Here is a 21,046-nt window from a genome sequence, read left to right on the forward strand (position 1 = left end):
GCCCCCGGGGGGGCGGACTCAACCGGGCCGTTGATGCGAACCCGGCGCCTCGGCCGGATCCATCACCAGGCCGGTGAAATCGGCCTCGTTGCGCTCGGCCCGGGTGACGTACCACCGGGCGATCAGCCACATCACCGGGTACACCACCAGGCCGAGCGCCACCCAGACCAGCGGCCCCGACGCGGAGCGCGGCAGCGCGAACAGCACCGGCAGCGTCCCGACGAGCAGGGCGAGGGCGCCCAGCGCGCCGAGCCCGGCCCTGAGCTGGCTGCGCATGAGGGCCCGTACGTAGGTGGCACCGAGGGTGGTCTGCTCGGAGATCTCCGAACGGGCCGGGGTGTGCGCGGGCGGGCGGCGGCGGGTGCCCCGGGGCACGCCCGTGACGATCTCCCGCCGGGGCGAGGGCGGCTGCTGGTGCTGCGGCTGCGGCTCGGCCATGGGGCCGGAGTCTACGCAGGGGGACGTCATTTGAGGAGACGGGACAGCCTCCGGTCGGCGAGCGGCTTGCCGCCGGTCTGGCAGGTCGGGCAGTACTGGAGCGAGGAGTCGGCGAACGAGACCGAGCGGACGGTGTCCCCGCACACCGGGCACGGCTCCCCGTCCCGGCCGTGCACCTGCAGTCCGCTCTTCTTCTCGGCCTTGAGGTGGCCGGCGGCCACGCCGTGCGCGCGGTCGACGGCCTCGCGCAAGGTCCGCCGGACGGCCTCGTACAAGTGGGTGACCTGCTCCTCGTCGAAGGAGGCGGCCAGCTTGAAGGGCGAGACCTTGGCCGCGTGCAGGATCTCGTCGCTGTAGGCGTTCCCGATGCCCGCGATGACGCCCTGATCGCGCAGCACGCCCTTGATCTGCCGCCGCTCCCCGGCGAGGAGCGCGGCGAACGCGTCCCGGTCGAAGCCCTCGGCGAGCGGGTCCGGGCCGAGGCGGGCGATGCCGGGGACCTCCTGGGGGTCGCGCACGACGTACACCGCGAGGCGCTTTTGGGTGCCCGCCTCGGTGAGGTCGAAGCCGCCGCCGCCCTCCAGGACGACGCGCAGCGCGAGCGGCCCCTTGCCGGGGCGCGGGGGCCGCTCGGGCAGCGTGTCCTGCCAGCGGAGCCAGCCGGCCCGGGCCAGGTGGGTGACGAGGTGGAGCTCACCGATCCGGATCGCCAGGAACTTGCCGTACCGGGCGGTGGCCCCGGCCGGCTGCCCTTCGAGGGCGCTCAGCGGCGGGTCGTACGTCTTGAGCACGCTGACGGCCAGCGGGAGGACGCGCTCCACCACCCGCCCGGCGAGGTGTTCGTCGAGGAACTCCCGCAGGGCCTCGACCTCGGGCAACTCGGGCATGCCCCCAGCCTGCCGCGCGAGCCCCGCCCCGGCTACCCGAAGCGGGAACTGCGTACCGGACCGCAGGAGCGGACACGGTCGCGCGGACCGTCGAGCCATCCCGCGGCGACGGCGGCGGTGAAGCCGCGCAGCGCCTCGTCGGGGTCGGCGGGGGTCTGCCCGTCGCCCCCGTCCGGGGCCGGGTCGGCGGTGACGATGTCGCGGGCGATCTCCTCGACGGGCCGGGTGTCGGCGGGCCGCTGCCCGTTCTCCGCCCACGGTGCCACGGTGTGCTGGGCCAGCAGGCCGCTGACGTCGGCGGTCACCGCCGGCGGGTCGGTCCAGCAGGTGGCGTGCTCGTACAGCACGTGGCCGTCCGTGCGCTCGTGCAGGCTGAACAGCAGCTCGGGGTCGTGTGCGTTCAGATCGTACGCGACGACGAGGGTGTCCGGGCGCGCCGGATCGTAGGGTACGGCGGGCAGCCCGAGCAGTTCGGCGGCCGCCAGCCCGATGACCGTGCAGGCCCGGCCTGGCAGGATCGACACGCTGGCGGGACGACGGCCGGCCGCGTCCAGGACGAGCCCGAGCCGGTCGATGCCGCGACGGCAGAGGGCGGGGTCGTCGCCGAGGTAGGCGTAGCGGCCGGTCATGCCGGCGTCGAAGCCGTACGGGGAGAGGGTGGCCAGGAGGCCGCCGGTCAGGGCGAAGTGCCAGCCGCGCAGGTCCTGACCGCCGAGGCCGCCGGCCGCCTCGGCGAGAGCGGCCCGGGAGAGGATCCGCCGCTGGCGGGCCCGGGCGCCGAGCCACATGGGGTCCTCGGGGTCCGCAAGGCCCGCGGCCGTCCGGCGCGCGGTGTCGAGGTCGCCCGCGAAGAGGGCGTTGTGGACGAGCAGGTACCCCTCGGGCCAGGGCGCCAGCCCGGGCCCGCGCCCCGCGAGCAGCGCGGCGGCCTCGCCGTGCCGCTGCTCGTCCTCGAGGGCGGAGACCAGCTCCTGGAGCAGCCGCCGGGAATCGGGTACCAGGGCGAGCGCCTGGCGCAGCGGGGCCACGGCGAGGAAGGGGATCCCGCGCTCGACGCAGCCGTAGCCGAAGTCGTAGAGCGCCTGGGGGCTCCGGGGCTTCTTGGCGGCGGCCTTCGCGGCCTTCGCGAGATCGTCGAACCCGGCTGCTTCGGCCAGGTATTTCGCCGCCTTCGCGAGGTCGGCCAGGGGCGCGGTCTCCGCGTGCGGTCGCAGGCTCCGTACGGCCCCGGGAAGATCTCCGGCCTTGATCAGCCGGCGGACGTCATCAGTCATCTGGGTCATCACGATGATCGTCCGGCATCGCCGCGCCCCGCAGCAACGCATTTCGTGCCGGTCGGAACCTCGCGACGCGGGTCAGGACATGACGAACTCGCACCAGACGCATTTGCCGCTGCCCCGGGGTTCCACGCCCCAGACGTCCGCCAGGCGGTCCACCAGCATCAGGCCGCGGCCCGACACGCCCGATTCGCCTGCCTCGCGGCGTCGGGGCAGGGCACTGGAGCGGTCCTCGACCTCGACGCGGAGCCTGCGCTGCGCGCCCGGCAGGACCCGGAGGGTCACGATCGCCGGGCCGTCCGTGTGCATCAGGGCGTTCACGATGAGCTCGTCCGCGACGAGTTCGATCTCGTCGGACCGTTCCCGCGCGCCCCACGAACGGACCGCCGCGCCGATCATGTGGCGGGCCGCGACCAGGGCTTCCGGGTCTCCCGGGGCCACGTGCTGCTGCAGGCGGCCGCCGCCCCCCGGGGCCTCCTCCGCCTGGCGGCGCAGCAGGAGCAGCGCCATGTCGTCGTCGCCGCCCCGCTCGTCGATCACCCCGCACAGCCGGTCCGCCAGCCGTGGCAGGTCCGCCGGTCCGCTCCGGACGAGCGCGGTCAGCAGCTGGATCCCGTCGTCCAGGTCGGCGCCGGGGTGTTCCACCAGGCCGTCCGTGCAGAGCAGGAGCGTTTCCCCCGGGTCCAGTTCCAGGGTGGTCACCGGGTACTCCAGGCGGCCGAACTCCGCCGAGAGGCCCAGCGGCATCCCGCCCTCCACCGGCAGCCTCCGGCAGTCCCCGTCCCGGGTGCGCAGCAGCGGGTCGATGTGCCCGGCCCGGACCAGCTGCAGCACGCCCGTGGTGAGGTCGGCCTCCACGTACGTGCAGGTCGCGAAGCGGTCGGTGTCGAGTTCGTGCAGGAAGACCGAGGCCCGGGCCATGACGGTGCCCGGCGAGTGGCCTTCTGCTGCGTACGCGCGCAGCACGATCCGCAGTTGGCCCATGACCGCCGCCGCGTGCGTGTCGTGGCCCTGGACGTCGCCGATGACCGCCCCGACCCGGCCTCCCGGCAGCGGGACGACGTCGTACCAGTCGCCGCCGATGTCCTGGCCCATCCGGGCGGAGCGGTACCGTACGGCGATCTCCCCGCCCGGCACGGAGGGGATCCGGCGCGGGAGCATCGCCTGCTGGAGGCCTTCCGCCAGGTCGTGCTCCTGTTCCAGCAGCATCGCCCGCTGGAGGCTCTGCGCGATGCTGCTGCCCAGTGCGACCAGCAGGTTCCGCTCTTCCTGGGTGAAGCCGTCCTTGTCCTGGTAGAGCAGTCCGATCGCGCCGATGGGGCGGGCCTGGGCGATCAGCGGCAGGTAGGCGGCCGCCGAGATGTCCATGGAGGAGATCTTCGACCACAGCTCGGGATAGCCCTCGGCGAACTCCTTCGCGGAGTCGAGGAACCGCGGTTGCAGCGAGCGGACGACCTCGCTCATCGGGTACTGCTCGTCGATCCGGGTGTACCGGGTTCCGGGTACGAAACTGTCCTGCGGTCCCTCGGCCACGAGGTGGATCCGCCCGGCCTCGACCAGGCCCATGACCATGCCCATGGAGCCGAGCCGCTCCAGGCCGTGGGCGTCGCCGATGACGTCGATGACGTCCCGCACCGTCCGGGCGTGGGCGAGCGCGGCGGTGGTGCTCTCGACGACCGAGGTCTGGCGGCGCCGTTCCTCGTCGAGGCCGAGGCGTTCCGCCGAGTGGCTGAGCTCCTCGGTGGCGTCGCGGACGATGCCGATGATCCGGAACGGGCGGCCGTCGGGGCCGCGCATGACCCGGCCCTGGGTGTGCGTCCAGCGCAGCCGGCCGTCCTGGCAGCGGATCCGGAAGTAGGCGCCGTAGTTGTCCTCGGCGCTCTTGAGTGCGCTGGAGACGAGGGCGTCGAGCCGGGTCGCCTCGCTGTGCGGGACGCGCGGGGCGAGGGATTCGGGCCGTCCGTCGTATTCCTCGGGCGTCATGTCGTAGACGTCGAGGGCTGCTGCGTCCATGTGCAGGAGACCGGTGTCCAGGTCCCAGTCGAAACTGCCCATGCGGTTCAGCGAGAGCGACCGGTCCGGGTGTGCGGGCCAGTCGTCCGGCAGCGATACGGTGGTCGGCACCGATCCACCATGACACACGGGCCGGTCAGGCGCTCTCCAGCGAGCGGGCGGCGTCCGCGAGCGGCTTGCGCAGGTCCGGGCCGCCGAAGGGGTCGCGCGGGGCGAACGGGTCGTCGGTGTCGTACGGGGCGTTCGGCGGCTGCATCGGGCCGCCGGAGTCCGGCGGGATCCCCGGGTCGCCCGGGACCTGCGGAGACAGGTCGGAGGGGACGTCCGAGAGGGCGTCCGGGGGGACGTCGCCCGGCAGGTTACCGGGGGCATCGGGCCGCGGACGCGCCGGCGGCTGCGCGGGCTGCTGCCGCTGCGGGGCCGGCTGCCTGCCCGCGTCCGGCCGGTCCGGCCCGGCCTGCTCCCCCTGCGGTACGCAGTCCGTGGCCTGGGGGGCCGGGACGCCGGCGGGACCGCCCGGCGGCTTCGGCGGGGCCGGCGGCGCGGGCGGCGCGGTCCGGGCCAGGCCGTTCGTGCCCGCGTTCGCGCCGGTGTCCGTCTCGGGCGGCGCACACGGCTCCGGCGAGGCGGCTGCCGGCGACAGGGGGCCTGCGGGGATGCCGTCCGCCGGGTTGTACGCGGGCACGACCTGCGGGGTGCGGTCCTGGGCCCCGTTGTCGCCGGTCTTGCGCTCGAGCCAGGTGTTGTCGGCGATGTTGGCGATGACCAGGCTCTTGACCGGGTTCGGGGTCGGTTCGATGACGATGACCTGCTGGGTCTGGTAGCCGCTCCACTGGTCCCCCTTGACCACCGGGGAGCCCTTGGGGGCGCGCGGCGCGAGCAGCGGATTGCCGCAGGCGCACCGGACGCGCGGCATGCCGTGGTCGTCGACGAGGACGGCGGTGCCGGCCTGCAGGACGGACTGGAAGCCGGCCGCGCGGCCGTCGCGGAAGGCGTGGCTCGTGACCCGGGTGTCGGCGCGGAGCACGACCGGGGTGAGGCTGCGCAGGAACTCCGGGATCTTCGACGTCTCGATGGAGGCGGCCTGGGCGAAGGCCTTCGCCTTGGTGTCGTCCTCGGTGAGGGTGCGCAGCTGCTGTTCCACGTCGCAGCTGCCCAGCCGCTGGGTGCCGCCGTACAGGCCGGGGGTGGCCGCGTTGACGGTCCGGATGCCCTGGCCGGTCGGGTTGGGCAGCGGGGGCTGCGCGGGGGCGGACTCGCGGGTGGCGGACGAGGTGGTGAAGGGGTCGGGCCCGGCCATGGCCACGGGCTGGAGCAGGACCTCTTGGCTCTCGGGTCCGGGCGCGCTCTTGGGCTCCTCGGTGCTGCCGCAGGCCGCGGCGAGCAGACCGAGGAGGGTGAAGAGGGCTGCGCGGGCCGGTGTATGACGACGCGGCGCCTGACGGGGTGTCCGTACGTGCACTTTGAATCTCCCTTTTCGCCCCGGTTGCTCCCTCTTGTCTGCCGCATGTACGGGACGGCCGCAACCGGAGCGTCGGGACGGAGGCAGGGCGAGGTCTTGAACATGTTCAAGGAACCTCGTAGGGTCACGACCGTGAGTTGAACGTGTTCAAAGCGTTCGGCCGCGTCCGGAGGGGAGTCCACGGTGACGGTACTGGTGCATCTGATCGTCACGCTCGGCATGCTCTACGTCGTCCCCGCCGGCCTCCGCCTGATCGACCCGGCCGGGCTGCGCGGGATCGCGCGGATCTGGCCGCTGCTCGCCGCCCCCGGGGCCCTGTGCCTCTGGCTGCCGCGCGGCGCAGCCGCGACGGTGCTCGCCGCTCTGTACGCCGCGGCCGCCCTGGCGCTCGCCGCCCGGGCCCCGGCCCGGCTGCTGCGGGCCCTGCGGATGCCGGCCGCCGGAAGGCGCACGCCCGCGCCGGCCGAGATCGCCGTGTTCACCGCGCTGGTCTCGCCCTCGGTCGCCGGGACCGCCCTCGTCGCCGAGCGCGCCGGGTACCGGCTGTTCGGCTTCGACCTGGACATCCTGGCGCTGACCGTGCCGCACTTCCACTTCGCCGGGTTCACGGCCGCCCTGGTCGCCGGGCTGGTGTGCCGGGCCGCCTCGCCCGCGCACGGCACGGCACTGTCGCGCTGGGCGGCGTACAGCGTCCCCGCCGGGACCCTGCTCGTCCTCCTCGGCTACTTCGTCGACGACTGGGCGGAGCTGGCGGGCGCGGTCGTGCTCACCGGCGGGATGTGGGCGGTGGCGCTGCTGACCTGGCGGGAGATCCGGCCCGCCGCCGGGGACCGCACCACCGGGGCGATGCTCGCGACCTCGGCCGCGGTCCTGGTGGCCACGATGCTGCTCGCGCTGTGGTGGGCGCTCGGCGAGGCGACCGGGATCACGCACCCCACCCTGACCTGGATGGCCGCCACCCACGGCCTCGGCAATGCGCTCGGTTTCGCCCTGTGCTCGGTGCTGGCCTGGCGCCGGCTGACCGTCGACCGAATGGAGATCACCCCATGACCCGCCTCATCAGCACCGGCCGTGACACCTTCAACTACCCCGACCGAGGTGCGACGCGGGGGCGCCCGCTGCCCGCCGGATACCACCACCTGCACCACCGCACCCGGATCGGCCACGGGCAGGCCGTCTTCGAGGCCGCCGGGGCCGCCGTCACCACCTTCGCAGCCCACCGGGCCTCGGGCATGCTGGTCCGGGCCGAGCACGGCGCCGTGCAGCCCGGGAGCCGGGTGGTGGTCGGGATCGGCTTCGGACCGCTGCGGATCGACGCCCCGTGCGAGGTGATCTGGACCGCGTACGAACCCCACCGGGCCGGTTTCGCGTACGGGACGCTCGCCGGCCACCCGGAGTGCGGGGAGGAGTCCTTCATGGTGCACCAGGACCCGGACGGCACGGTGTGGTTCGAGGTCACCGCCTTCAGCCGGCCCGCCGTCTGGTACACCCGGCTCGCGGACCCCGTGATCCCCTTCCTCCAGCAGTGCTACGCCCGCCGGCTGGGCCGTACCGTGCGCAGGCTGGCCGCCGCGGGCTGATCCGCCCGATACTGGAGGGGATGGACTGGTTCACGGCGCCCGGCTACTGGCTCGGCCGGCTGGTCTTCCAGCGGGCCCTCGCCGGCGTCTACCTCTTCGCCTTCGTCGCGGCCGCCCTGCAGTTCCGGGCACTGATCGGGGCGCACGGCATGCTGCCCGTGCCGCGCTACGTGCGGTACGTGCCGTTCAAACGCGCCCCGAGCCTGTTCCAACTGCGCTACTCGGACCGGCTCTTCGCCTGCTGCGCCTGGGCGGGGGCCGCGGTGGCCGCGGCCCTGGCCGCGGGGGCGGGGGACATCGTTCCGCTGGGCGCGGCCATGGGGATGTGGGCGCTGCTGTGGCTGCTGTACCTGTCGATCGTGAACGTGGGGCAGACCTGGTACTCCTTCGGCTGGGAGTCACTGCTGCTGGAGGTGGGCTTCCTCGCGGTCTTCCTCGGCAATGCGCAGGTCGGGCCGCCGGTTCTGGTGCTGTGGCTGCTGCGCTGGGTGGTGTTCCGGGTGGAGTTCGGCGCGGGGCTGATCAAGATGCGCGGGGACGCGTGCTGGCGCAAGCTGACCTGCCTCTACTACCACCACGAGACGCAGCCGATGCCGGGGCCGCTGAGCTGGTTCTTCCACCACCTGCCGAAGCCGCTGCACCGGGTGGAGTGCGCAGCCAACCACGTGACCCAACTGGTGGTCCCGGTGCTGCTGTTCACTCCGCAGCCGGTGGCCTCGTACGCCGCCGGGATCATCGTGGCGACGCAGCTGTGGCTGGTGCTGTCGGGCAACTTCGCCTGGCTGAACTGGATCACCATCACGGCGGCCCTGCCGGCGGTCGACTTCACGGGGCTCGCGGGGCCGCCGCCGGCCGCCGCGTCCCGCCCGGCGCCCGTCTGGTACGCGGTCCTGGTGTGTGCGGTGACCGTGCTGGTGCTGGTGCTGAGCCGGCATCCGGTGCTCAACATGGTCTCGCGGCGCCAGGTGATGAACCGGTCCTTCGACCCCCTGCACCTGGTCAACACGTACGGGGCCTTCGGCACGGTCGGCCGGATCCGGGACGAGGTGGTGGTCGAGGGCACCGCGGACCGGGTCCCGCGGGAGGACGGCGCGTGGCGGGAGTACGGGTTCAGGGGCAAACCGGGTGATCTGCGCCGGATGCCGCGCCAGTTCGCCCCGTACCATCTGCGGCTGGACTGGCTGATGTGGTTCGCGGCGCTCTCTCCCGGCTATGCGCGGGACTGGTTCGGGCCGTTCGTCGAAAGGCTGCTGGCGGGCGACCGGGACACGCTGCGGCTGATCCGCCACAACCCCTTCCCGGACGCCCCGCCGGTGTACGTGCGGGCCAGGCTGTACCGCTACCGGTTCACCACCTGGCGGGAGCTGCGCGAGACGGGCGCCTGGTGGCACCGCAGACTGCTGCGCGAATACCTCCCGCCGACCCGCCTCACCGAAGCGTCCTGGTCAGAGCCCGAGTAGCGCCGCCTCGCGTTCGGGGCCGGCGCCACGATCGGGCTCAGCACCGCGCCCCCGTCGCGGTTCGGCTCGGGGGCGCTGTGCGACGTCCTGGGGACCGGACGTCGTGGGACTAGTCGATGCCGCGCAGGATGTGGGACTCCGCCAGGTCGTCCTCGTAGCCCGCGAGCCGGATGGGAGCGGACCGGGCCCAGACTTCGAGGCTGCCGAGCTCGTCGGTGTGGGGGCGGACCCGCCCTGCGGGGCGCTCTCCCAGCGTCTTGTCGGACTTCGTCGTCGTGTCTGTCACCGCGCACTCCTTTGTGTCGCGTAACCCGGAGCGCGAGCCGCGCGCCGGGCACAAGGGATAAAGGGTTTCCGGACGCGGTGGCGCCTTGGTGGAGCGTGGCCTGGATGCGGCCGTCTTGTGCCACTCAGAGTACACATATGAGCGCCTCCCTGCTCAATAGACTGGCAAAATCCACTCGACGGCTTGATTTCTCCGCGAGTTCAGGAAGTCGTACGCCGGTGTGCCCGTGACGGGTGGTCTGCTCGACCGGAGCAGCAGGACCCGAGTGCGGGCGGCGGAAGGAGCGGCGGTGGCGAGGTCCGGAGTGCCGGAGGTGCCGAGGGTCGACAGCGTCGAGGAGCTGATGGAGCTGCTGCTCGCGTGCCGAGGGGCGTGGGACACGCCCGACCGCAGCGGAGACCCGGTCGATCTGCACGATCATGGGCTCCAGACTGCTGCACTGCTGCGCCGCTCGCATCCGTTCGACAAGGAGCTCCAAGTCGCCGGACTCGTCCACGACCTCGGCCATCTGCTCTTCCCCGGAGACGACGCGGGCCACGCCGACCATGCGGCGGAGGCGATCCGTCCGCTCCTCGGGGAACGGGTGGCCCGGCTGGTGCGGCTGCACGTCCCGGCCAAGCGCTATCTGGCAGCCGTGGAGCCCGGTCGGGCACTGTCCCCGCAGAGCGCGCTGACGCTGCGCGCGCAGGGCGGGCTGATGGACGAGGCGGAGGTCCGCGCCTTCGCGGCCGACCCCGATGCAGAGGCTGCCGTGACGTTGCGCCAAGCGGATGACGCGGGCAAGGTCGTCGGGCTCGACGCGGGCGTGATGGAGGACTGGCGTCCGGTACTCGAGCTGGTGGCGGCCGGGGCGTACGAGCGCACGCCGTGAAACGACCGTGCCCCGGCCCCCTCGAGAGGGACCGGGGCACGGGACGGCCGGCCTACCAGTTGGCCGGCGCGTAGTCCTTGAGGAAGACACCGTACAGGTCCTGGCCGGCCTCGCCGCGGACGACGGGGTCGTAGACCCGGGCCGCACCGTCGACCAGGTCGAGCGGGGCGTGGAAGCCCTCCTCGGCCAGGCGCAGCTTGTCGAAGTGCGGGCGCTCGTCGGTGATCCAGCCGGTGTCGACCGAGGTCATGAGGATGCGGTCGGTCTCGAACATCTCCTGGCCGCTGGTCCGCGTCACCATGTTCATCGCTGCCTTGGCGGCATTGGTGTTCGGGTGCCCCGCGCCCTTGTAACCGCGACTGAACACGCCCTCCATCGCCGACACGTTGACCACGTACGCCCGCCCGCTGGACGCCTTGCGGGCGGCCTCGGCCATCGACGGCCGCAGCGCGCTGATCAGGATGAACGGCGACGTGTAATTGCACAGCTGGGTCTCGAGCAGCTCCACCGGGGAGATCTGGTCGATGGTCTGTACCCAGGTGTTGGTCTGGACGACGTCGGGCAGCAGGCCGCCCGCGTCGATGGCGGTGCCGTCGAGGTGCCGTTCGATGCTGGCGTTGCCCGCGACCAGGGCGAGGTCGGCGACCTTCTGCGCGTCGAGCCCGCTCACGCCGACGGGCAGCGCCGCCAGGCCGTCGACCGCACCGGAGTTGAACGCGCCGATGACGTGGTGGGCGGGGAGCTCGCCGGCCGGCAGCGGGGCGCTCTCCCCCTCGACCAGCGCGGCGTACGCGCTGGGCAGGCGGCGGACGGTCTGCGTCGCGTTGTTGATCAGGATGTCGAGCGGGCCTGCCTCGGCCACCTGGTCGGCGAGCGCCACGGCCTGGCCCGGGTCGCGCAGGTCGAGTCCGACGACCTCCAGGCGGTGCATCCACTCCGCCGAGTCGTCCATCGCCTTGAAGCGGCGGATGGCGTCCTTGGGGAAGCGGGTGGTGATCGTCGTGTGGGCGCCGTCGCGCAGCAGCCGCAGCGCGATGTACATGCCGATCTTGGCCCGGCCGCCGGTGAGCAGCGCGCGCTTGCCGGTGAGGTCGGCGCGGGCCTCGCGCTTGGCGCGGTTCTGGGCGGCGCACTCCTGGCAGAGCTGGTGGTAGAAGTAGTCGACCTCGACGTAGCGCGTCTTGCAGACGTAGCAGGAGCGCGGGCGCTGGAGTATCCCGGCGATCCGGCCGGCCTCCGTGACCGAGGAGGGCAGGATGCCCTCGGTCTCGTCGTCGATGCGCTCGGCGGAACCCGTCGCGGTGGCCTCGGTGACGGCCTTGTCGTTGGCGGTCTTGGCGGCGCGGCGCTCCTGGCGGCGGCGCTGCTTGACCGTGCGGTAGATGCCCGCGGTGGCACGGCGTACGGTGATGGCGTCCGGGTGGTCGACGTCGAGCTGGTCGAGCTCGTCGAGCACGCTGAGGCAGACGGCCATGCGGTCCGGGTCGATGCCCGGCCCGTAGCCCTGGTCGTCCCCGGTCACGTGGTTGTCTTCGGTCACCGTCATGGCCGCTGCCGTTCCTTGATCACTCGTCCGCAACCGCCTGCTGCGGAAGTCCCCAAAACCGCCACTGTACGGATCCGACGCGCCCGGAACCAAACCCGTTCTCCCGCGTCTCACGCACCGCGACCGGGCCGTCACCTTGGGCAGGGCCCGAGGGGCCGTGTACTCCTTCCGGAGTATGCCCGAGGTATGACTGATGACCACCTGTAGGAGGAGGAATACGCAGCTCAGGTCGGGCATTGTGGAATTCATGAGTGCCCTAGCGCTGTCGGTCCTGCTCTGCCTGGTGTCCGCCGTCGCGTACGCGGGCGGCGCGATCGTCCAGGAACAGGTCGCGGCGAGCACCCCGGACCGCCCGTACGCGCCGCTGCGCCGGGCCGGCTGGTGGTGCGCGGTCGGGCTCAACGGCCTCGGCGCGCTGCTGCACGTGGTGGCCCTCGCGTACGGACCGCTGAGCCTGGTGCAGCCGCTCGGCGCGCTGACCATCGTCTTCGCCCTGCCGATGGCGGCGGTCCTCGTGCACCGGCGGACGGGTGCGGCGGCCTGGCGGGGCGCGGTGCTGGCCACGGTGGGGCTGGCCGGGCTGCTGGCGCTGACGGGCGGGGACCGGGATACGGAGCAGCCCCTGGCGGGCGGGGAGCGGAGCCTGCTGCTGATCGTCACCGGGGCCGGGGTGGCCGTGCTCTTCACGGCGGCGCACCGGATGCACCGGCCGGTGGTGCGCAGCGTGCTGCTGGCGGCCGCGGCGGGTACGGCCTTCGGCATGGCCTCCGTGTTCACCAAGGCGGTGGCCGAGGACTTCTCCCCGGGCGCGCTCGGCTCGCTGTGGCCCGATCTGGCGGCGATCGCCGTCCTGGCGTCCGGCGGACTGCTGCTGTCGCAGGCGGCCTACCGGGGCGCGGGGCTGACCGCTCCGCTGGCGACGGTGACGGTGGTGAACCCGGTGGTCGCGGCGGCTGTGGGCATCTCCGTGTTCGACGAGGGCTTCCGGTACGGGGCGGCGGGTACGGCGGCGGCACTGGCGAGTGCCGTGCTGGCGGCGGCCGGCCTGATCCTGCTCATGGTCGTTCCGCCGCACGCACGGGGGTCAGATGCTGACGCCGCGGCCGCGGAGGTACTTCAGCGGGTCGATGTCGGAGCCGTAGCCGGGGGACGTGCGCATCTCGAAGTGGAGGTGCGGTCCGCTGGTGTTGCCGGTGGAGCCGGAGCGGCCGATCCGCTGGCCGCCCGAGACCTGCTGCCCGGCCTTGACCCCGAGCGCCGACAGGTGCGCGTACTGGGAGTAGCGGCCGTCGGCATGCCGGATGACGACCTGGTATCCGTACGCACCGGCCCAGCCGGCGGAGACCACGTCGCCGGGGCCGACGGCCTTGACGGAGGTCCCGGTGGCCACCGGGAAGTCGACGCCCGTGTGGTAGCCGCTGGACCAGGAGGAACCCGCGACGTGGTACGAAGTGCCGACGGCGGCGTCCACGGGGGCGACGAAGCCGCCCGAAGCGGGCTTCTGCTGCACTGAGGCGGGGGCGGGGGCGGGTTTTTCGGCGGGCTTCGCGGCAGGCTTCTCCGCCGGTTTTTCCGCGGGCTTCTCCGCCGGCTTCTGCGCGTTCGGCTCCACGGGCTTGACCGGCTCGGCCGTCCGCGGCGGCTTCTCGGGGTTCTGCACGGGCGGGGCCGTGGGCGGGGCGGGAGCGGCGGTGATGCGCAGGGTGAGCCGCTGACCGGGGAAGATCAGGTTCGGATTGCTGCCCACGGTGGCCCGGTTGGTCTCGTACAGCGCCTGCCAGCCGCCCTCGACGTGCTGGCTCGTGGCGATCGCCGAGAGGGAGTCGCCGGGCGCGACGACGTACGGGTTGGGCAGGACCGAAGTCCCGGTCGGGCGGGGTGTGCTGGTCTGCGGGGCGGCGGGCTTCGCCTCCTGGACCTTGACCTGGACCTTCACGCCCTGGCCCTGGCCCTGCGGGGAGACGGCGGGCGCCGGGCCGCTGCGCGAGAGCCCGGCCTGCTTCCCGCAGACCGGCCAGGCCTGCGGGCCCTGTCCCTTGAGGACCTTCTCGGCGACGGCGATCTGCTGGTCCTTGGTGGCCTGGTCGGCGCGGGCGGCGTACGCGGTGCCGCCGAAGGCTCGCCAGGTGCTCTGGCTGAACTGGAGTCCGCCGTAGTAGCCGTTGCCGGTGTTGATGTGCCAGTTGTTGGTGGACTCGCAGTCGGCGACCTTGTTCCAGGTGTCCACCGAGGCGGCGTGGGCGTTTCCGGCACCGATCAGAGGGAGTGCGAGCCCGGCGCCACCGGCGGTGACGACGAGCGAGGCGCGGTTGATGCTGCTCGGCTGGTACCGGCGGTGCCGACCCCGTACACCCATGGGAGCCCCCATTGAAGACATCAGGAACCGCACAACTTAACGGCGCGATCAGGGCATGACAAGGGGCGCAACAGGGCTCATGTTCAAGGAAGTTGACATTCTTTCGCATGGCGTGAGATCTCCGGGCATCTCTGCCCATGTAGCGTCGCTTCCACCCGCACATCGAAGCACTCAGGAGCGCACGCATGAGCAGCACGGCCCAGATCGGCGTCACCGGGCTCGCGGTGATGGGAAGCAACCTCGCCCGGAACTTCGCCCGCAACGGCTACACCGTCGCCGTCCACAACCGCACGGCCGCGAAGACCACCGCACTGGTGGAGGAGTTCGGGCACGAGGGGAGCTTCGTCGCCGCCGAGTCCGCCAAGGAATTCGTGGACGCGCTGGAGCGGCCGCGCCGTCTGATCATCATGGTGAAGGCCGGGGATCCGACGGATGCGGTGATCCGCGAGTTCGCCCCGCTGCTGGAGCCGGGCGACATCGTCATCGACGGCGGCAACGCGCACTTCGAGGACACCCGGCGGCGCGAGAAGGAACTGCGCGAGCAGGGCATCCACTTCGTGGGTGCGGGCATCTCGGGCGGCGAGGAGGGTGCGCTGCTCGGCCCGAGCATCATGCCGGGCGGCTCGGCCGAGTCGTACGCGTCCCTCGGTCCGATGCTGGAGAAGATCTCGGCGAAGGCCAAGGACGGTACGCCGTGCGTCTCGCACGTCGGCCCCGACGGCGCCGGACACTTCGTCAAGATGGTGCACAACGGCATCGAGTACGCCGACATGCAGCTCATCGCCGAGGCCTACCACCTGCTGCGCGAGGTCGCCGGCTACTCCCCCGCGAAGATCGCGGAGACCTTCCGGGAGTGGAACCGGGGCCGGCTGGACTCGTACCTGATCGAGATCACGGCGGAGGTGCTCGCCCACACGGACGCCGAGACCGGGCAGCCGTTCGTCGACGTCGTGGCCGACGCGGCCGAGCAGAAGGGCACCGGCCGCTGGACCGTGCAGATCGCGCTGGACCTGGGCGTGCCGGTGTCGGGGATCGCCGAGGCGGTCTTCGCCCGTTCGGTCTCGGGCCACGCGGAGCTGCGAACGGCCGCCCGAGGGCTCGCCGGCCCGGCGGCGGCGCCGCTGTCGGCGGAGGCGGCGGAGGCGTTCGCCGCCCGGGTGGAGCAGGCCCTGTACGCCTCGAAGATCGTCTCGTACACCCAGGGCTTCCACCAGATCCTGGCGGGCAGCGAGGAGTACGGCTGGGGCGTGGACCCGGGCGCGGTGGCCTCGCTGTGGCGGGGCGGCTGCATCATCCGGGCGGCGTTCCTGGACCGGATCCGCACGGCCTACGACGCGCAGCCGGACCTGCCGAGCCTGCTGGCGGACGCGGGCTTCGCCCAGGAGATCGGCGCGGCGCAGGACGACTGGCGGGAGGTCCTGGCGGCGGCGGTGCGCCACGGCATCCCGGCCCCGGCGTTCGCGGCCTCACTGGCGTACTACGACGCGCTGCGCGCGGAGCGGCTCCCGGCGGCCCTCACCCAGGGGCAGCGGGACTTCTTCGGGGCGCACACCTACCGGCGCACCGACCGCGAGGGCTCGTTCCACACCCTCTGGAGCGGCGACCGCTCGGAGGTCCGTACGGCCTAGCTCCGCACGGCCGGGCTCAGTACGGCCCTGCCCCGGGCCAGGTGGCCCCGCGCCCGGTCCCGGCTGAGCGGGCCGGGCTGCGGGACCGGCGCGGGCCCGGGCGGCGGAGGTACCGGATCGGGCTCGGGCACCGGCGCGGGTACGGGCGGCGCCGGCCGCGGGATGGGCTCGGGGTCGGGGAAGGGATGCGGCTCGGGCGTGGGCGGCACAGGATCCGGCCCGGGGACGGGCGGCTGCGTCTGTTCTTCGTTTCGCACCATACGCCCCACCTTCCCCGGATCCGGCCGCGTACGCCCGGTGGCCTCGTTCCCGGGGGTACGAGGCCACCCGGGCGAGCGCCGCCGTCAGGTCACGCGGGCTGCGCGAGGAGCGCCGCCGCGAGGCCCGGGGCCGGGCTCGAGAGGGTCGGCGTGGGCGTCGTGGTCAGGGCTCCCGCGCCGGCCATCGAGGCCTGGGCCAGGACGATGACGTCCGCGTCCGTGACGGCGTCGGCCGCCTCGGCCACGAGGTCGAGGGAGCCGGCGGTGTCCCCGGCCGCGAAGCGGTCCCAGGCCCCGGCGACCAGGTGCGTACGGACCGACACCGGGCGGCCGGCCCGCTCGGCCTCCTCCGCCACGAGGGCGGCCGTCGGGGCCAGCGTCGACTCCACGGTGGCCAGGACCACGATGCGCGGGCCCGTCCGGACGGCCTCGGCGGCCATCGGGCGGTCGACGCGGAGCACCGGGACACCCAGCTCGGGGGCCAGGGATTCCGCGACGCCGCCGATGCTCGAGCAGGTGACGAGGACCGGGCCGTCGGAGCCGGCCAGCAGGGCCCGCAGGTCCGGGGACACCGCGTCCGGGCCCTCCGTACGGGCCCGGTCCAGCAGCTCCGGCAGCACGAGGTGACGCAGCACGGCGCCGGGGTGGTGCCGGTCCCGCAGGGCGTCGAAGACCGGCACGTGGACCGGTGAGGTGTGCAGCAGCGTCAGGCTCGTCACCAGAGGTCGGGGCTCGCGTCGAGCTGCGCCTTCGCCGCCGCGACGACGCCGGCCGGCGCCTCGGGCGCCTGGTCGGGGTGGCGGGCGGCCCAGCTCGCCGCGTACGGGCACAGCGGAACCACCGGCACCCCCTCGGCGGCGGCGATCCCGTAGAACCCCTTCACCAGGTCCCCGGCGATCCCCCGCCCCTCGTGCCCCGGCTCGACGATGGTGTGCACCGCCACCAGGGCGTGGGGCGCCGCGTCGAGCACGAAGTACGCGATGAGGCCGACCACCTCCCCGTCCTCGACGGCGAGCAGCCGTCCGGCCTTGCGATCGTCCTTGAACTCGATGGCCCCGGTCTGCGACATGGTCCCCGACTCCCTCAGACAGCCACCGCGTGGGGGCTGCGCTCCTGGTCCGTTCCCGGCACCGGGGCGGACGGGTCCGCGCCCAGTTCGATGATGCGGTTGTCCGCGTCGACGTGCACGACGCGGGGCTTCAACACCCGCGCCTCGGCGTCCTCGACCTGTGCGTAGCTGATCAGGATGACGAGGTCCCCAGGGTGCACGAGGTGCGCGGCGGCGCCGTTGATCCCGATGACCCCGGAACCGCGCTCGCCCTCGATGACGTACGTCTCCAGCCGTGCCCCGTTGGTGATGTCCACGATGTGGACGAGCTCCCCGGGCAGCAGATCGGCCGCATCGAGCAGATCGGCGTCGATGGTCACGGACCCGACGTAGTGCAGGTCGGCCTGGGTGACCGTGGCACGGTGGATCTTGGACTTGAACATGGTACGAAGCATGCGAATACTCCCGATATGTCTGCTCCCTGCCTGCTTCACGCAGGTCAAGGGCGGTCTCCGGAGCCTACAACGATTCGCATGTTCGGTCAGCTGTCCCCAGGTCTTTCTGAGCTGCGGGCGAGAGGGCGCAGGATCAACCGCAAGCGCGTCACCCGGCTGATGCGGATCAACCACTCGCCGGCCGGCACCTGTCGCGGAGCACATGCGCACCTCGCTGGTCACCGACGCGATCGAGATGGCAGTCGCCGCCCGCGGCGGCCGGGTCCACGGCGTCGTCTTCCATACCGACAGGGGCGCCCAGTACAGCGCGGCCGCTTTCGTTGAGGTCTGCCGCCTGCATGGCATAGGCCGCAGCATGGGCCGGGTCGGCTCAAGTTACGACAACGCCTCGCCGAGTCGCTTTTCCAGGGCCTCAAGCGCGAGTTGCTCCACGGACGCCGCTGGACCGGGGAACAACCCGCTTTTCCAGGGCCTCAAGCGCGAGTTGCTCCACGGACGCCGCTGGACCGGGGAACAACCTCAACTCCCCCAAGAAGCTGGGCTTCTCCTAAAGCTTGAGAACGGTGCCTGACCTGCGTAAACGCCCCGTCAGGCACCGCTCCCTGGTCAGTACAGCTACCGAAGTCGGGTGCTTCGAGAGTTCATTCGCCTCCGATATCCCGCTTCATAGAGAAGATCCGGGCCATGCACGGCCGCACTCCATCGCATGCACCTCCGCTTCCACCCGCACGCCGCCCAGTCGATCACGGCCAACCCGGGCCAGGAGGGCGAGGAGGCCGAAGGGTCCACCAGTGACACACGGTCCGGTGTGTGCCGATCACCCCTGCAGGGGGCGTGAGTGCGACGGGATACGAGACGAAGATCCGGGCATAGGAGGTCAGTTCGGGCCCAGGCTGCACAACCCGTCGGCAACTGGACCCGTCACGCATCAAGGCCTCCGCATCGCCGAGTCGTCATCCTCAGGCGGAACGGAGGGATTCCTCACTGCTCGTAACAGGAGGAATTCGGCCGGTAGTAAATAGGTGAATCGCTGACTGAATTACCGTCAACAAGCCTCTTCAATTATCTCGATTCCATAACGACGCCATCGAAAAAGCCCGGACCTTTCCTGGTCTACACGCATAACTAGCTTACTTTTAAAGAGAGTTGACAGATCATCAAATTTGACCGCCAAGGTAACGGTCAGATACCTCAAAGCCCATTCCTGTTTGTCCGAATTCTCCACGCCGCCCGTCTGGCAGGGTTTCGTGCACCCACTCCTCCGACCAAGGATTTGAGGTGCGCATGACGGGTAGCCGTCGAAAGAAACGTGAACACCGGCGCAAACCGCGCCGGTTGATACTCCTCACTGCCGCCATGGCATCGGCGGCAGTGATAGCGGGGGGCATCGCCTACTCCGGACTGGGCGACAACGCCCAGGCGGGGACCACCACTCAGGCCGACGCAGCCGCGGACACCCTCGTACCGGCCGCCGCACCAGTCCGCGATGCGGAGCCCGCGGCCATCCCTGACGCGCCCGCCAACGACACCGCGCGCGGCATGGTCTTCGACGGCCTCAAGGCCGCGCCGAAGGGCGACAAGTGCGTCGGCGTCTACCGCACGGAAGCCGGGCTCTGCAGCCACGGTCCCGACGCCCCGCCGAAGGACGTCGACATCAAGGTTGACGTCGCCCCTGCGGTCAAGACCAAGGCCGTGGCCGCCGATCCGGCCCGCCCGGAGTCCGGCGAAGCAGCTGCCGCTGCAGGCAGCGGGCGTCCTCAGGACGCGCCCGCCGCCGACGCGGCCACCGCCAAGGCCCCGGCGTCGAAGGCGCCGGCACCCGCTGGCGGCAGCGGCCAGACCGTGGCCGCCGGGCCCTCGGGGCAGACCGTCCAGTGCGACGGCGACGGCAGCACCGGCAACCGCGTCCAGGTCGTGTACGTCCACGGCCCCGACCGCGACCGCTACTCCGAATACGTCGCCTCGTTCCGCAAGTGGGCCGCCGACGCAGACCTCATCTACTCCACGAGCGCCCAGGAGACCGGCGGCGTCCGCCACATCCGCTACGTGACGGCCGCGGACTGCACGCCGACCGTGCTCAACATCGAGCTCCCCGCCTCGGCGCTCGCTGAGTTCAGCGCCACCAACAACGCGCTGGCCGCCAAGGGCCTCGACCGCCGCGACCGCAAGTACATGATCTTCTCGGACACCCAGGTCTACTGCGGCATCGGCACCTTCGCGGGCGACGAGCGTCCGGGTCAGAACAACCAGAGCAACTTCGGCCCCTCCTACGGCCGTACGGACTCCGGCTGCTGGGGCGGCCACACCGCCGCGCACGAACTCGGCCACAACCTCGGCGCGGTGAACAACAGCGCCCCCAACACCAGCCGCGGCGCCCACTGCACGGACGAGTGGGACGTCATGTGCTACTCGGACACCCCGTACTACCCGCAGATGCGCAACGTGTGCACCAACCAGGCCGCCGAAAACATCCTGGACTGCAACCACGACGACTACTTCCACACCAACCCCAAGGCCGGAAGCTACCTGGCCACGCACTGGAACATCGCCGACAACCAGTTCCTGATGAAGGGCAAGGGCGGCAACCCGAACCCCGACCCCAACCCGCAGCCCACCACGAAGCCCACCCCCACCCCGACCAAGAAGCCCGGTGGCGGGCCGGCCGTGACCGTCGGCCAGGTCCGGTCCAGCTCCGCGGTGGCAAGCTGGCCCAAGGTCGACGGCGCCGCCTGGTACCAGGTGCTCCTCAACGGCAAGCACCTCACCTGGGTCCAGTCCCAGACGCTGAACATCTACAACCTCCAGTCCGGCACGGAGTACAAAGTCGCTGTCTCGGTGCGCGACGCAGCCGGCCGTGACAGCGGCCCCGGCAGCGTCACCACCTTCCGCACTACCAGCGCCGGCGGCGGCACCACGACCCCCGGCACCCGCCACACCTTCAGCAACGGCAGTACCGGCATGGCCGCCGAGCTGTGGGGCGGCCGCGCCGCCGACGGCACCCTCCTCGTGGGCGCGCGGGCCAACGGCTACGCGCAGCAGCAGTGGCTGTTCGAGGACGCGGGCGGCGGCCTGGTCCGTATCAAGTCCGCGGTCTCGGGCAAGTGCCTGCAGGCGGGCGGCGCCCCCGCCGCTGGCATGTGGATCGCCCAGCAGGCGTGCGGCAACGCCCCCACCCAGCAGTGGAAGCTGAACTCACGCTCCGGCACCACCCCCATTACCGACGCGAGCGGCGGCTACGCCCTCACCGTGAGCAACCGGCCGTACTACGGGGACTGGCTGCTCGACCTCCAGCGTGCCGACGGGCGCGCGTCCCAGGTCTGGACGGTCCAGAAGGTCGGCTGACCTTCGACCGTCTGATCAACCGTCGGCGGACGGCTGTACTCCCCATGCGGCCGTCCGCCGGGTCCCTCACGGCACCGCACCTCCGCCGCACCGCAGCGGTGGCGGCCACTCGCATCCCACCGCACCAGGGAGCACCA

Annotated in this window: 17 protein-coding genes and 2 pseudogenes; 8 read left to right on the forward strand and 11 right to left on the reverse strand. The window is 72.3% G+C overall.

What is annotated here, in order from left to right:
* Positions 1-18: 18 nt before the first annotated feature.
* From AB5J51_RS08175 to AB5J51_RS08195, 5 genes are all read right to left on the reverse strand, one after another.
* Positions 19-438 (reverse strand): hypothetical protein, encoded by a 420-nt coding sequence (locus AB5J51_RS08175; protein WP_136225109.1) that lies wholly within the window; start codon positions 436-438, stop codon positions 19-21.
* Positions 439-464: 26 nt separating this feature from the next.
* Positions 465-1,325 carry an Fpg/Nei family DNA glycosylase gene (locus AB5J51_RS08180; RefSeq protein WP_369777299.1) on the reverse strand — a complete coding sequence of 287 codons (861 nt, stop codon included), beginning with the start codon at positions 1,323-1,325 and terminating at the stop codon, positions 465-467.
* A gap of 32 nt (positions 1,326-1,357) precedes the next feature.
* Positions 1,358-2,608, reverse strand: coding sequence for a hypothetical protein (locus AB5J51_RS08185; RefSeq protein WP_369777300.1), 1,251 nt, complete (start codon positions 2,606-2,608; stop codon positions 1,358-1,360).
* 72 nt (positions 2,609-2,680) lie between these two features.
* Complete coding sequence (locus AB5J51_RS08190) at positions 2,681-4,744, reverse strand: SpoIIE family protein phosphatase (protein WP_053788773.1); 2,064 nt, start codon at positions 4,742-4,744, stop codon at positions 2,681-2,683.
* Between the two features lie 7 nt (positions 4,745-4,751).
* Complete coding sequence (locus AB5J51_RS08195; protein WP_369777301.1) at positions 4,752-6,077, reverse strand: DUF6777 domain-containing protein; 1,326 nt, start codon at positions 6,075-6,077, stop codon at positions 4,752-4,754.
* A gap of 183 nt (positions 6,078-6,260) precedes the next feature.
* Here AB5J51_RS08195 and AB5J51_RS08200 point away from each other — a divergent pair, with 183 nt between their 5' ends.
* Genes AB5J51_RS08200 through AB5J51_RS08210 form a run of 3 tightly spaced genes read left to right on the forward strand, consistent with a single transcriptional unit; the run spans position 6,261 to position 9,117 of the window.
* A complete protein-coding gene (locus AB5J51_RS08200) occupies positions 6,261-7,127 on the forward strand; it encodes a YndJ family protein (RefSeq protein WP_369777302.1) in 867 nt (288 codons plus the stop codon).
* A complete protein-coding gene (locus tag AB5J51_RS08205; RefSeq protein ID WP_369777303.1) occupies positions 7,124-7,657 on the forward strand; it encodes a DUF1990 family protein in 534 nt (177 codons plus the stop codon). The genes AB5J51_RS08200 and AB5J51_RS08205 overlap by 4 nt, the downstream gene beginning before the upstream one ends.
* A gap of 20 nt (positions 7,658-7,677) precedes the next feature.
* A complete protein-coding gene (locus tag AB5J51_RS08210) occupies positions 7,678-9,117 on the forward strand; it encodes a lipase maturation factor family protein (protein ID WP_053788769.1) in 1,440 nt (479 codons plus the stop codon).
* Positions 9,118-9,226: 109 nt separating this feature from the next.
* On the opposite strand, the gene AB5J51_RS08215 is transcribed toward AB5J51_RS08210, so the two are convergent.
* Complete coding sequence (locus AB5J51_RS08215; RefSeq protein WP_166663083.1) at positions 9,227-9,403, reverse strand: hypothetical protein; 177 nt, start codon at positions 9,401-9,403, stop codon at positions 9,227-9,229.
* A 343-nt stretch (positions 9,404-9,746) separates the two neighbouring features.
* Between AB5J51_RS08215 and AB5J51_RS08220 the strand changes: the two genes are divergently transcribed.
* Positions 9,747-10,274: an HD domain-containing protein gene (locus AB5J51_RS08220; protein WP_136225188.1), complete on the forward strand. Its 528-nt coding sequence runs from the start codon at positions 9,747-9,749 to the stop codon at positions 10,272-10,274.
* A gap of 52 nt (positions 10,275-10,326) precedes the next feature.
* Here AB5J51_RS08220 and AB5J51_RS08225 read toward each other — a convergent pair whose 3' ends face one another.
* Entirely contained in the window at positions 10,327-11,820 is a 1,494-nt protein-coding gene (locus tag AB5J51_RS08225) for an SDR family NAD(P)-dependent oxidoreductase (RefSeq protein WP_369777304.1), read from the reverse strand.
* A gap of 247 nt (positions 11,821-12,067) precedes the next feature.
* Between AB5J51_RS08225 and AB5J51_RS08230 the strand changes: the two are divergent.
* Positions 12,068-12,799, forward strand: a pseudogene (locus AB5J51_RS08230) (DMT family transporter); the annotation flags it as partial.
* A 105-nt stretch (positions 12,800-12,904) separates the two neighbouring features.
* Here AB5J51_RS08230 and AB5J51_RS08235 read toward each other — a convergent pair.
* Positions 12,905-14,176: a transglycosylase family protein gene (locus tag AB5J51_RS08235; protein ID WP_369777305.1), complete on the reverse strand. Its 1,272-nt coding sequence runs from the start codon at positions 14,174-14,176 to the stop codon at positions 12,905-12,907.
* A 185-nt stretch (positions 14,177-14,361) separates the two neighbouring features.
* Between AB5J51_RS08235 and gndA the strand changes: the two genes are divergently transcribed.
* Positions 14,362-15,804, forward strand: a complete 1,443-nt coding sequence (gene gndA, locus AB5J51_RS08240) for an NADP-dependent phosphogluconate dehydrogenase (RefSeq protein WP_136225117.1) — start codon at positions 14,362-14,364, stop codon at positions 15,802-15,804.
* Between the two features lie 349 nt (positions 15,805-16,153).
* Here the strand turns inward: gndA and AB5J51_RS08245 are convergent, their stop codons facing one another.
* Genes AB5J51_RS08245 through panD form a run of 3 tightly spaced genes read right to left on the reverse strand, consistent with a single transcriptional unit; the run spans position 16,154 to position 17,567 of the window.
* Positions 16,154-16,786 (reverse strand): aspartate/glutamate racemase family protein, encoded by a 633-nt coding sequence (locus AB5J51_RS08245; protein WP_053788799.1) that lies wholly within the window; start codon positions 16,784-16,786, stop codon positions 16,154-16,156.
* Positions 16,780-17,133 (reverse strand): GNAT family N-acetyltransferase, encoded by a 354-nt coding sequence (locus tag AB5J51_RS08250; protein WP_053788765.1) that lies wholly within the window; start codon positions 17,131-17,133, stop codon positions 16,780-16,782. Before AB5J51_RS08250 ends, AB5J51_RS08245 begins: the two co-directional genes overlap by 7 nt.
* A gap of 14 nt (positions 17,134-17,147) precedes the next feature.
* Positions 17,148-17,567: an aspartate 1-decarboxylase gene (gene panD / locus AB5J51_RS08255; RefSeq protein ID WP_053788764.1), complete on the reverse strand. Its 420-nt coding sequence runs from the start codon at positions 17,565-17,567 to the stop codon at positions 17,148-17,150.
* A gap of 105 nt (positions 17,568-17,672) precedes the next feature.
* Here panD and AB5J51_RS08260 point away from each other — a divergent pair.
* Positions 17,673-18,029: pseudogene (locus AB5J51_RS08260) on the forward strand (DDE-type integrase/transposase/recombinase); the annotation flags it as partial.
* A gap of 894 nt (positions 18,030-18,923) precedes the next feature.
* A complete protein-coding gene (locus tag AB5J51_RS08265; RefSeq protein ID WP_369777306.1) occupies positions 18,924-20,909 on the forward strand; it encodes an RICIN domain-containing protein in 1,986 nt (661 codons plus the stop codon).
* The last annotated feature ends 137 nt before the right edge of the window (positions 20,910-21,046 follow it).

Source organism: Streptomyces sp. R33 (genome assembly GCF_041200175.1).
In the GTDB taxonomy this organism is placed as follows: Bacteria; Actinomycetota; Actinomycetes; order Streptomycetales; family Streptomycetaceae; genus Streptomyces; species Streptomyces katrae_B.